Source organism: Actinobacillus vicugnae (assembly GCF_901687125.1).
Lineage (GTDB): Bacteria > Pseudomonadota > Gammaproteobacteria > Enterobacterales > Pasteurellaceae > Actinobacillus > Actinobacillus vicugnae.
Genome location: NZ_CABFJY010000003.1, coordinates 42,780 through 55,074 on the forward strand (window position 1 = coordinate 42,780; position 12,295 = coordinate 55,074).

Sequence of the window (12,295 nt, forward strand, 5' to 3'; positions counted from 1 at the left end):
TCACATGATTCGCTTACAACCTAATCAACTTGAAGGCAAATTAGGCTTTATCGATCATTATCTACATGCAAAAAATGCGGCAGACGGTTCTAAAATGGATGCAAATGCTAACGTTACTCAAAAAAATATTGCAACCATGGAAAATGAGATGATGAAAGATTTCTTTGTGCAGATTAATCGTGCCAAAGTAAGTCATAAAATTGCAGAATTATTTGGTGATGATTTAGCAGGCGAATATTTACGCCAAATTGAAGCGCATGAAATTTATGTACATGATGAAACAAGCTTGAAGCCTTATTGCGTTTCGGTCACGATGTATCCTTTCTTACGTGATGGTTTAACTAAGTTAGGTGGCGAATCAAAAGCACCAAAACATCTTGCTTCATTTTGTGGCTCGTTTGTGAATTTTGTATTCGCTGTAAGTTCACAATTTGCAGGAGCGGTTGCAACGGTTGAATTTTTGACCTATTTCGACTATTTTGCGCGTAAAGATTTTGGGGATAACTATCTTGAAACTCACCGTTCTGAAATTGAAAACCACCTTCAGCAAGTGGTGTATAGTATTAATCAACCCGCAGCAGCGCGAGGTTATCAAAGTGTATTTTGGAATATTTCGCTTTACGATAAACATTATTTTGATGCGATGTTTGGCAATTTCGTGTTTCCTGATTTTGAACGCCCGAATTGGGAGACCACTTCAGTGCTACAAATTTTCTTTATGAAATGGTTTAACAAAGAGCGTAGCAAAGCGATTTTAACTTTCCCTGTGGTTACCGCAGCAATGCTGACGGAAAATGGTAAATGCAAAGATAATCAATTTGCTGATCAAATGGCGGAAGAACTAGCACAAGGCAATTCGTTCTTTGTGTATCAGTCGGATAATCCAGATTCACTTGCTTCTTGTTGTCGTTTACGTAATGAAATTTCGGATCACACTTTCTCTTATTCATTAGGTGCGGGCGGGGTTGCGACAGGTTCAATTAACGTGATTACGATCAATATGAACCGTTTAGTGCAAGATGGACGTGATTTAGCGCAAGAAGTCAGCAAAATTCATCAATATCAATACGCTTACCGTAAATTGATTGAAGAATATCTCGCCGCAGGAATGTTACCTGTTTATGATGCAGGCTTTATTTCGCTTGATAAGCAATTCCTCACGATTGGTATAAATGGCATGGCGGAAGCAGCGGAATCGCAAGGTTTAACTGTTGGTTATAATCAAGACTATATGCAGTTTGTGCAGAGCCGTTTAAAAGTGATTTTTGAAGCCAATCAGACTGCTTCTAAAAAATATGGTGTGAAATTTAATACCGAGTTTGTACCTGCGGAAAATCTTGGGGTGAAAAATGCGAAATGGGATAAAGAAGATGGCTATTTTGTACCTCGTGATTGCTATAACTCATATTTTTACGTTGTAGAAGACGAGAATACCAATGCGCTAGATAAATTCTTATTGCACGGCAAGCAGTTAATTGAGTGGTTAGATGGTGGCTCGGCGCTCCATTTAAATTTAGATGAGGCGCTCACTCAAGCGGGCTACCGCTCACTCCTTGATATTGCTGCAAAAACAGGCTGTAACTATTTCTGTATCAATGTAAAAATCACCATTTGCAATGAATGTGCGCATATTGATAAACGTACGTTATGTAGCTGTTCAAAATGTGGTTCAACAAATATCGATTACGGCACACGTGTTATCGGTTACTTAAAACGTGTTTCAGCTTTCAGCTCCGCACGCCAAAAAGAACACGCTTTGCGTTTTTATCACAGAGAAGCGGCATAATCATCGCAATAAAAAATAAGCTAACATGGGGAACTCATGTTAGCTTTGTTAATTTTCTCGTAAATCTGACCGCTTGTTATAGTTTAACAGGCTCAATAATCTCACTTGGGTAACACCCTAATACTTTTACATAGCTGGTTACTGTTTCGAGTGCTTTTAATGCCTGCTGTGTATTTGCAGAATGCACATTTGTCTCTAATTCTACATAGAACATTTCTTCCCAAGGCTTGCCGTAAATTGGGCGAGATTCTAATTTTGTCATTTGGATTTGATGCTGTTTAAATACCATTAATGCGTCCACTAAGGCGCCCGCTTGTTGCGAGGTGGTCATCAATAATAACGTTTTTGTTTGCACTTGTGGCGAAACTTTAATTGCCTGTTTAGCTACCACAATAAAGCGGGTAATATTATTTTGCTGGTTGGCAATATCGGTTTTGATATTGGTTAAACCATAAAGTTTACCACCATCTTCGTTACCTAACGCCACAATATTCGGTTTATTTAAACGTGCAACCATCTGCATAGCGTGAGAGCTACTTTCACAATATTTGATATGAACTTTATTCAGGCTTTGAATAAACTGGCTACATTGCTGAATGACCTGTGGATGGCTATACAAAGTATCAATTTCAGCTAAATCAATATTGCCGTTTGCCAGTACACAGTGTTTGATAGGATAAGCCAGTTCGCCAACTACAGCTAAATCAGTATGTTGTAATAAATCATAAACATCGTTGATAGAACCCGATGTCGTATTTTCAAGCGGTAACACACCAAATTCTGCTTCGCCTTGATTTACTTTATCAAATACTTGTTGGAACGAATCACAGCTCAATTCAATTAGTGAACCTTGATATTTTTTAGCGAATTGACGAGATGCCATATTTGAGTAAGACCCACGCATGCCTAAAAAGGCAATAGAGATATTCTGTCCTTTTTGCTCATTTAATTTGTTTTGTAGGTAATTTTGCTGAGTTAAAACAGAGTCTTCAATAATACGTTGGAAAATTTGCGTCACATACTGTGGATCTAATTGATAGTTTTCCGCTTCAGCATGATTAACCAGTTCTTGTAGCAATTCTTTTTCACGAATGACATCACGGAGAGGTTTTTGGGTAATTTCTTTACTGCGCACCACATCAAAAGCAAGGCGATGGCGTTCAGCAAGGAGTTTAAGCAGGTGACGATCAAGTTGGGTAATTTGCTGGCGGATATTGGATAAATCTAAAGACATTGCGTTTTCTCTTTTAATTATTTGATTAATCAAGATTATAGCGATTTGGTAGATAAAAAAAAGCTAAGCGGTCAAATTTGCAAGATTTTTTGCAAATTCGACCGCTTGTTAAAATTAACTTATGCGTTACGCAATTCCCTTATGGCGTAATAGGGCATCTAAAGTCGGTTTACGGCCACGGAAGCGCTCAAAGAGTACCATAGGTTCTTCTGAGCCACCACGGGTGAGAATGTTATCTAAATAAGATTGACCCGTTGCACGATTGAAAATACCGTCCTCTTCAAATTTAGCAAAGGCATCAGCGGATAACACTTCAGCCCATAAGTAACTGTAGTAACCCGCTGCATAACCGCCTGCAAAAATATGGCTAAAGCTGTGTGGAGTACGAACCCACTCTGGCGCCCGAACTACCGCAACATCGGCTTTGACTGCTTTTAACGTATCTAACACTAAACCTTCACGCGGTTGTGCTAAGTGCAGGCGGAAATCGAACAAACCGAACTCTAATTGTCTTAGCACAAACATTGCTGCTTGGAAGTTTTTCGCTTTAAGCAATTGAGTCAGTTTATCTTGTGGTAGCGGTTCGCCTGTTTGGTAATGTCCTGAAATAAATTCAAGCGCTTCAGCTTCCCAGCACCAATTTTCTAAGAATTGGCTTGGTAATTCAACTGCATCCCATGGCACACCGTTAATCCCTGCTACATCACCAACATCAATTTGTGTGAGCATATGATGAATACCGTGTCCAAATTCATGGAATAAGGTGGTTACTTCATCATGTGTGAATAGCGCAGGTTTATCACCAATTGGTTTATTAAAGTTACAAGTTAAATAAGCAACTGGTTTTTGTAATGAGCCGTCCGCTAAGCGTTTTTGGGTGATACAATCGTCCATCCATGCGCCACCACGTTTGTTTTCACGTGCGTATAAATCTAAATAGAATGCGCCTCGTTCTTCATTTTGTTCATCGTAAATTTGGAAGAAACGTACGTCCTCGTGCCAAGTATCAATACCGAATTTCTCTTCGATTCGTAAACCGAAAATGCGCTTCATCAATTCAAATAAACCTGAAAGTACACGATCTTCAGGGAAATATGGACGAAGTTCTTCATCATTGATCGCATATAACGCTTGTTTTTGTTTTTCGCTATAGAATGCAATATCCCATGGTTGGAGTTCGGTTACACCGTATTCTTGTTCAACAAAAGCGTATAATTCTGCTAATTCTTTTTCGCCTTGCGCTTTTGAGCGTTTAGCTAAATCTTCTAAGAAATCAACCACTTGTTGTGGGTTCTCGGCCATTTTGGTTGCAAGCGAGAGATCTGCATAAGTAGCAAAACCTAATAATTGCGCCATTTCTAAACGTAATTTGAGTTTTTCATCAATATTGGCTGAGTTATCCCATTTGCCTGCATTTGAACCTTGATCAGAAGCGCGAGTGGCATATTCTTTATAAATTGAAGCACGTAACTCACGGTTTTCACAGTAGGTGAGAACAGGGTAGTAGCTAGGAAATTCTAGGGTAAAGCGATAGCCCTTTTTACCTTTGCTTTCAGCCGATAATTTAGCTGCTTCTAATGCAGATTCAGGTAAACCTTTAAGCTGTGCTTCGTCAGTAATTACGATATCCCAGCCCATGGTCGCATCGAGCACGTTATTGCTAAATTGCGAACTGAGTTCAGATAAGCGAGCAGAGACTTCGCCATAACGTTTTTGTTTGTCGGTTGGCAGTGAAATACCCGAAAGTTCGAAATCACGCAGGCTGTTTTCAATCGCTTTTTTCTGAGCAAGTGAATAATTGGCAAATTCAGGTGAGTTTTTAAGTTTTACATAGCCTTGATATAAGCCTTGGTGTTGCCCTGCCCAAGTACTGTATTCTGAAAGGAATGGCAAGCAGGCTTGATAAGCTTCACGCAGTTCAGGTGAGTTTTTCACTGCATTTAAATGCCCCACTGGCGACCATGCACGTGCGAATTTATCGCCAGCAATCGCTTGTGGCATATAGAAATTTTCCCAAGTTGGATTTTCAATTTGGGCGACTTGTTCAATCGTATCACGACATGCTTTAATAACAGCTTCTACCGCAGGTTGGATATGTTCTGGTTTAATTTGTGAAAATGCTGGTAAACCAGTGTAGTTTAAAAGAGGGTTAGACATTGTTTAAAGATTCCTTTTGTTGAGTCAAAAAGTGTTGTTATGATTGGGCTTACAAAGCAAAAGATCAAGTCTTTTAAATAAAAGCGGTCGAATTTAGCTAATTTTTGCAAAAAACTGACTAAATTCGACCGCTTGAATGAAAGAAGTTAATAGATTTTAGTATTTAACGGTATGACCGTAGCTTTCAATAATCGCTTGTAGGCGCTCTAAGGTTTCTTTTGGTGGCGGTAATACGCCGTCTAATTCATATTTATAGCCGAGTGTTTCCCACTTGTGCGCACCTAAACGGTGGTAAGGTAATAACTCAACTTTTTCAATATTTTGCATACCTTGGATAAATTGTCCTAAACGGTGCGCCGAATCATCGTCGTCAGTATAACCAGGCACAACTACATAGCGAATCCAAGTGCGTTTATTCAATTTTTGTAGGTAACGAGCAAAATCCAGCGTGCGTTTATTTGATACGCCAACCAAATCTTGGTGGATCTCATCATTTAATTGCTTTAAGTCGAGCATCACTAAATCAGTGACTTCCAGCATTTCATCCACTACAGGGCTGTAGCTACGTACAAAGCCATTCGTGTCTAAGCAAGTGTCAATCCCTTCTACTTTACAAGCTCTAAACCAATCACGTACAAATTCCATTTGTAATACAGCTTCGCCACCCGAAGCGGTTACACCACCACCTGTTGCTTTCATAAAATGCTTGTAGGTTACCACTTCTTTCATTAAATCTTCAACGCTGATTTCTTTTCCACCGTCTAAATCCCAAGTATCACGGTTGTGGCAATATTTACAACGCATTAAACAGCCTTGTAAAAACAGGATAAAGCGGATCCCTGGTCCATCAACAGTACCGCAAGATTCGTATGAATGGTAACGAGCAATAGACATATATGATTCCTTCGATTAATAAAATAATAAATTCGTTATCGTTATTCTAACAGAATATCAATAAACAAGCGGTCAGATTCCGCAAAATTTTTGCAAAATCCGACCGCTTAAAAGAATGTAATATATGGGATTACATTGATTCAGTAAATGTACGAGTAATTACGTCCATTTGTTGCTCTTTGGTTAAAGAGTTGAAACGTACTGCATAACCAGATACACGAATGGTTAATTGTGGGTATTTCTCTGGGTGTTCAACCGCATCTAATAACGTTTCGCGATTTAACACGTTTACATTTAAGTGCTGACCACCTTCTACGGTTGCTTCATGGTGGAAGTAACCATCCATTAAGCCTGCAAGATTACGTTTTTGTGCTTCGTAATCTTTACCTAATGCGTTTGGTACGATAGAGAAGGTGTATGAAATACCGTCTTTAGCGTAAGCAAACGGAAGTTTAGCCACAGAAGTAAGTGACGCCACCGCACCTTTTTGGTCACGACCGTGCATTGGGTTTGCGCCTGGACCAAATGGTGCACCAGCACGACGACCATCTGGTGTATTACCTGTTTTCTTTCCGTAAACCACGTTAGAAGTGATCGTAAGAACAGATTGTGTTGGTGTTGCATTGCGGTAAGTTTTGTGCGTTTGAATTTTCTTCATGAAACGTTCAACTAAGTCACAAGCAATTTCGTCTACACGGTTATCGTTGTTACCGAATTGTGGATATTCGCCTTCGATTTCGAAGTCTAACGCTACGTTTGAAGCTACTACGTTACCTTCTTTATCTTTGATATCACCACGAATCGGTTTAACTTTTGCATATTTAATTGCAGATAATGAGTCTGCTGCAACAGAAAGACCTGCGATACCACACGCCATGGTACGGAATACATCACGATCGTGGAATGCCATTAATGCTGCTTCGTAGCTGTATTTATCGTGCATAAAGTGGATAATATTTAATGCAGTCACATACTGTGTTGCTAACCAATCCATAAAATGATCCATACGCGCCATTACATCGTCAAAGTTTAAGTACTCATCTGTAATTGGAGCTGTTTTCGGACCAACTTGTACACCAGATTTTTCATCGATACCACCGTTGATTGCGTATAACATTGTTTTCGCTAAGTTTGCACGTGCACCGAAGAACTGCATTTGTTTACCTACCACCATTGGTGATACACAACATGCGATTGCATAGTCATCGTTATCAAAGTCTGGACGCATTAAATCGTCGTTTTCGTATTGTACTGATGAAGTATCGATCGATACTTTTGCACAATAACGTTTGAAACCTTCTGGTAATTGTTCAGACCAAAGAATGGTTAAGTTTGGTTCTGGTGAAGGCCCCATTGTGTAAAGCGTATTTAAGATACGGAAGCTGTTTTTGGTTACTAATGTACGACCATCTAAGCCCATACCCGCTAAAGTTTCTGTTGCCCACATCGGGTCACCAGAGAATAATTGATCATATTCAGGGGTACGTAAGAAACGCACCATACGTAATTTCATTACTAAGTGGTCAATTAACTCTTGTGCTTCTTCTTCAGTGATTTTACCCGCTTTTAAGTCACGTTCGATATAGATATCTAAGAATGAAGATACACGACCGAATGACATTGCTGCACCATTTTGTGATTTCACTGCAGCAAGGTATGCGAAGTAAGTCCATTGAACTGCTTCTTGAGCTGTTTCGGCAGGACGTGAAACGTCAAAACCGTATGATGCAGCCATTTGTTTGATCTGACCTAATGCACGGTGTTGTTCTGCAATTTCTTCACGTAATTGGATTGTCGCTTGAATGTCTTCGCCCGCTTCTAAACGAGGTTGTAATGATGCAAATTGTTTTTGCTTATCTTTCATTAAGAAGTCTGCACCATATACAGCTAAACGACGATAGTCACCGATAATACGACCACGACCGTAAGCATCTGGAAGACCAGTAATTACACCTGATTTACGGCAACGTAAAATATCTGGTGTGTAAACATCGAATACACCTTGGTTATGTGTTTTACGATATTCAGTAAAGATTTTTTCTACTTCTGGGTTTAAGGTACGGCGGTAAACTTCGCATGAACCTTTAACCATTTTGATACCGCCAAACGGGATAATCGCACGTTTTAATGGCGCATCTGTTTGAAGACCTACGATTTTCTCTAAAGCTTGGTCGATATAACCAGCTTTGTGAGAAGTAATCGTTGATGGAATTTCGCAATCAATATCGTACGGTTCGTGAGTTTTGTTCTCAACTTTGATTTTTTCCATCACTTCTTCCCATAGCTTAGTGGTTGCAGCAGTTGCACCAGCTAAGAAAGACTCGTCACCTTCATATGGTGTATAGTTTTTTTGGATAAAATCACGTACGTTTACTTCAGTTTGCCAGTCGCCACCAGTAAACCCTGCCCATGCTTTTTGTTGAGCTTCAGTTAGTTGAGTCATCTTAAGTCCTCTGTTTGTTAGTAAATTAAGTCTTACAAACGGTCGTTTTTTGCAAAGTTTTGCATAAATTTGGCCGCTTAAATTAGAATTAGTGTTTACGAATATATAAGAACCATTGTACTAAGCCGATAAAGAATACACCGCCTACAATATTTCCTAATGTTACTGGAATGAGGTTCTTAACGATAAAGTGATAAAAATCTAAATCTGCAAATTGTGCGGGATCAATATTAATCGCAGTCCAAAATTCAGGTGAAGCAAATTGTGCAATTACCATGCCCATTGGAATCATAAACATATTTGCCACACAGTGTTCAAAACCTGATGAGACAAACAATGCAATTGGCATAATCATAATAAAGGCTTTGTCTGTTAAACTTTTACCAGCATTTGCCATCCATACAGCCAGACACACCATAATGTTACATAAAATACCCAGCGTAAAAGCTTCTATCCAAGAGTGGTGAATTTTATGTTGTGCTGTTTTAAGAATGGTTAAACCCCATTGACCATTGGCTGCCATGATTTGACCAGAAAGCCAAATCAGTACGACCATACTTAATCCACCAATAAAATTACCGCCATATACGATGAACCAGTTTCTAAACATTTGGAACCAAGTAATGCGGCGGGTTGCTTTTGCAACAGCGGTTAATGTGGATGAAGTAAATAATTCTGCACCGAACACTACGCATAGGATGACACCAAGAGAGAAAACAGTACCGCCAACTAATTTAGCTAGCCCCCATGGCACATCGCCTGCGCCAGTTTGGGTGGTGGTGTAGAAAACAAATGCAAGGGCAATAAAACCGCCTGCTAAAATTGCCGAAATAAAAGAGTATAATTGATGTTTTGTCGCTTTATAAACTGCTCCATCTTCAGCAATTTTTGCCATTTCAGCAGGTGAGAACATTTATAATCCTTAAATATAAATTTGAAAAATTACAGAAATTGTTGAGAATTATAGACCTGTTACTGTAATCCTCAAAATGAAATTGTAATTATTTTGAGGTAAATCAAATATGCATTTTGATATAGATCAAATCAAAACTGAATTGAAAACTTTTATTAAAATCTAAAGATCATTTCATTAACAAAAACGTTACAAATTAATATGTTAGATTATTTAACTTCATTTTTTAGCTTATTCTTTTCACTAGAAAACCAACTTATCACAATGTTTTTCAGTGCATTTTTGAGTGCAACGGTATTGCCTGGTAATTCTGAAATTATTTTTAGTACGCTAGCATCAAAAAATTTACTGGTAAATCAGACCATTTTTTCTACAAGTATGTGTTGGTTAGTACTAGTTGCAACATTTGGTAACAGCCTTGGCAGTATTGTTACCTATGCAATGGGGTTATTAATTCCTAAGCCGATAAATGTGCAGAAATCTGGTACTAGATGGGCTCTGGCATTATGTGAAAAATACGGAGTATTTGCACTTTTGCTAACTAGTTTACCAATTGTGGGTGATGTATTATGTGGCATCGCTGGCTGGCTTAGGTTAAATATCTGGCAATCAGTACTGTTTATTACGTTAGGCAAATTAGCGCGCTATTTGTTATTGCTTTTCATGCTTTATCCATTTGCATTTTAGCTACAATAAAAAAGCGGTCTGTTCTTGCAATTTTTTTGCAGAATCAGACCGCTTGTTGATTATAGATTGTTTAACGCTGCGATACGTTTTTCAAGTGGTGGGTGGCTCATAAATAATTCTTTAGAGCGTGCGCCGTTAATCATAAACGCAGCAAGGGAGCCTTGCATTTCTTGTGGTTCGTGAACCTGTTGCAAACGCTGTAATGCCGCAATCATTTTCTCTTTACCTACTAATTGCGCAGAGCCTGCGTCCGCACGATATTCACGATAACGAGAGAACCACATTGCAATCATCGTTGCAATCACACCGAAAATCATTTGTAGTGCAATATCTACAACCCAGAACACTAAAGTATTTTGTGTGCTATTGCCGTTTTGGTCTTTGCCACTTGCCACAGCAGTTGAAATAATGCGTGATAAGAAGATAACGAAGGTATTTAATACGCCTTGTAATAAGGTCATGGTTACCATATCGCCATTAGCAATGTGGGCGATTTCATGTGCAACCACCGCTTCAGCTTCGTCCTCTGTCATATTGTCTAATAAGCCAGTACTTACAGCTACTAAAGAGTTGTTTTTGGTGGCACCTGTGGCGAATGCGTTTACATCAGCAGAGTGATAGATAGCAATATCAGGCATTGGAATACCTGCTTGTTGAGATTGGCGTTGTACCGTATCGAATAACCATTGTTCTGCATGATTTCGAGGTTGTTGGATAACCTCAGCACCAACTGAACGTAACGCCATGCTTTTTGACATAAATAATGAAATTAAAGAACCAGTAAAACCAAACACAAGCGACATCACTAAAATACCACCCGTGCTACCGCCTTGAATGCCTGTTACTTGGAAAATAAGGTTTAATACAATGCCAAGAACAAAGGTAATCGCTAAGTTAGTTAATAAAAATAAGACAATTCTTTTTGCCATAGATAGATAAATCTCCAAAAAAGAGTGAGAACAAACAGCTCCTTAATTGGAGGCAATTTTATAAGAATTCAAGTCTTTAGCAACAATTATTCCCACAAATTTAACTGTTTTTTAACCTTTTCGGCTGGGTAATGTACAGAAAGCCCAATCAGTCGCACGGAACGATGCGCTGTTCTTTGCCAAACTTGTGCTAATAATTCTAAAAAACGTTCGAGTGATAGTCCATCGGTGGTTCGTTCTAAAGTGGTTTGTGTGAAATCGCCAAACCTTAATTTGATACTCAATTTTTTGAAATCTTGTAACGAATGTTCGCCCCAATTGCGCTGTAGCCGAAATACAAGTTTATTGAACAGTTCGGCAACAATTGCTTGTGCTTCAGTTAAATGCCAAATATCGCTTGGTAAGGTGTTTTCAACGGCTAATGATTTGCGTGGGCGACTTACTTCAATTTGGCGATTATCAATACCATGGCTGAAGTCCCACAACCGTTGTCCAAATTTACCGAATGTTTGGTAGATAAAGGCTTTATCGCTGTTTTGAATATCGCGGCAAGTATGTAATCCTAATTGTGCGAGCTTTTCATTGGTTACTTTTCCAACCCCAGGGATTTTCTTTAATGGCAAATCTTGTATAAAAGCGCTCATATTTTCAGGAGCAATGACAAATTGCCCATTCGGCTTGTTTTGGTCGGAAGCAATTTTGGCTAAAAATTTAAGCGGAGCAACGCCAGCAGAAGCAGTTAGATGAAGCTCTTGCCAAATTGCCTCACGAATTTCTTGTGCTATCCAAGTTGCAGAACCAGAGCATTGCTGGCAATCAGTTACATCTAAATAGGCTTCGTCTAATGAAAGCGGTTCAATAATGTCAGTATAGCGCCGAAAAATTTGGTGAATTTGTGTTGAGATCGATTTATAGAGGGGCATATTTACAGGCACAAGAATTAAATTGGGGCAACGTTTGAGCGCTTGCGCCGTTGGCATTGCGCTATGTAAGCCAAATTTTCTCGCTTCATAATTACAAGTGGTTAAAACGCCTCGCCCTTCCACCGAACCACCTACTGCCACAGGTTTGCCGACTAAACTTGGGTTTTCTCGCATTTCTATCGCAGCATAAAAGCAGTCCATATCAATATGAATAATTTTTCGTTGTGTCATTTGCAAAAAATTCCTTAAATTGGACCGCTTGTAAGCCATTTAATAACTGTATATAAAAACAGTTTTATTTTATGCTGTTACCGCTAAAATTTCAACTC

Annotated in this window: 9 protein-coding genes; 2 read left to right on the forward strand and 7 right to left on the reverse strand. The window is 39.0% G+C overall.

The genetic code is table 11. The features are described from left to right. The first annotated feature begins 4 nt into the window (after positions 1–4). Complete coding sequence (gene nrdD / locus F8M47_RS01000; protein WP_150538363.1) at positions 5–1,786, forward strand: anaerobic ribonucleoside-triphosphate reductase; 1,782 nt, start codon at positions 5–7, stop codon at positions 1,784–1,786. A 76-nt stretch (positions 1,787–1,862) separates the two neighbouring features. On the opposite strand, the gene pheA is transcribed toward nrdD, so the two are convergent. From pheA to focA, 5 genes are all read right to left on the reverse strand, one after another. Beyond that, positions 1,863–3,020, reverse strand: coding sequence for a prephenate dehydratase (gene pheA / locus F8M47_RS01005; protein ID WP_150538364.1), 1,158 nt, complete (start codon positions 3,018–3,020; stop codon positions 1,863–1,865). Positions 3,021–3,146: 126 nt separating this feature from the next. Further along, a complete protein-coding gene (gene prlC, locus F8M47_RS01010; RefSeq protein ID WP_150538365.1) occupies positions 3,147–5,177 on the reverse strand; it encodes an oligopeptidase A in 2,031 nt (676 codons plus the stop codon). Positions 5,178–5,333: 156 nt separating this feature from the next. Continuing rightward, positions 5,334–6,071: a pyruvate formate lyase 1-activating protein gene (gene pflA / locus F8M47_RS01015; RefSeq protein WP_150538366.1), complete on the reverse strand. Its 738-nt coding sequence runs from the start codon at positions 6,069–6,071 to the stop codon at positions 5,334–5,336. Positions 6,072–6,201: 130 nt separating this feature from the next. Continuing rightward, complete coding sequence (gene pflB, locus F8M47_RS01020; protein WP_150538367.1) at positions 6,202–8,514, reverse strand: formate C-acetyltransferase; 2,313 nt, start codon at positions 8,512–8,514, stop codon at positions 6,202–6,204. An 88-nt stretch (positions 8,515–8,602) separates the two neighbouring features. Next, positions 8,603–9,427 (reverse strand): formate transporter FocA, encoded by an 825-nt coding sequence (focA, locus tag F8M47_RS01025; RefSeq protein WP_150538368.1) that lies wholly within the window; start codon positions 9,425–9,427, stop codon positions 8,603–8,605. Between the two features lie 201 nt (positions 9,428–9,628). On the opposite strand from focA, the gene F8M47_RS01030 reads away from it, so the two are divergent. Continuing rightward, positions 9,629–10,114 carry a YqaA family protein gene (locus F8M47_RS01030; RefSeq protein ID WP_150538369.1) on the forward strand — a complete coding sequence of 162 codons (486 nt, stop codon included), beginning with the start codon at positions 9,629–9,631 and terminating at the stop codon, positions 10,112–10,114. Positions 10,115–10,173: 59 nt separating this feature from the next. Here the strand turns inward: F8M47_RS01030 and htpX are convergent, their stop codons facing one another. Together htpX and dinB are read right to left on the reverse strand one after the other, a co-directional pair. Further along, positions 10,174–11,043, reverse strand: a complete 870-nt coding sequence (gene htpX, locus F8M47_RS01035; protein ID WP_150538370.1) for a protease HtpX — start codon at positions 11,041–11,043, stop codon at positions 10,174–10,176. Between the two features lie 86 nt (positions 11,044–11,129). Continuing rightward, on the reverse strand, positions 11,130–12,197 hold the full coding sequence (gene dinB, locus F8M47_RS01040) for a DNA polymerase IV (RefSeq protein ID WP_244298020.1): 1,068 nt from the start codon (positions 12,195–12,197) through the stop codon (positions 11,130–11,132). Positions 12,198–12,295: the final 98 nt, after the last annotated feature.

Excerpts from the sequence above, each read along its gene's own strand:
- nrdD (WP_150538363.1), top strand. The coding sequence starts at position 5 with ATGATTCGCTTACAACCTAATCAACTTGAAGGCAAATTAGGCTTTATC.
- pheA (WP_150538364.1), bottom strand. The coding sequence starts at position 3,020 with ATGTCTTTAGATTTATCCAATATCCGCCAGCAAATTACCCAACTTGAT.
- prlC (WP_150538365.1), bottom strand. The coding sequence starts at position 5,177 with ATGTCTAACCCTCTTTTAAACTACACTGGTTTACCAGCATTTTCACAA.
- pflA (WP_150538366.1), bottom strand. The coding sequence starts at position 6,071 with ATGTCTATTGCTCGTTACCATTCATACGAATCTTGCGGTACTGTTGAT.
- pflB (WP_150538367.1), bottom strand. The coding sequence starts at position 8,514 with ATGACTCAACTAACTGAAGCTCAACAAAAAGCATGGGCAGGGTTTACT.
- focA (WP_150538368.1), bottom strand. The coding sequence starts at position 9,427 with ATGTTCTCACCTGCTGAAATGGCAAAAATTGCTGAAGATGGAGCAGTT.
- F8M47_RS01030 (WP_150538369.1), top strand. The coding sequence starts at position 9,629 with ATGTTAGATTATTTAACTTCATTTTTTAGCTTATTCTTTTCACTAGAA.
- htpX (WP_150538370.1), bottom strand. The coding sequence starts at position 11,043 with ATGGCAAAAAGAATTGTCTTATTTTTATTAACTAACTTAGCGATTACC.
- dinB (WP_244298020.1), bottom strand. The coding sequence starts at position 12,197 with ATGACACAACGAAAAATTATTCATATTGATATGGACTGCTTTTATGCT.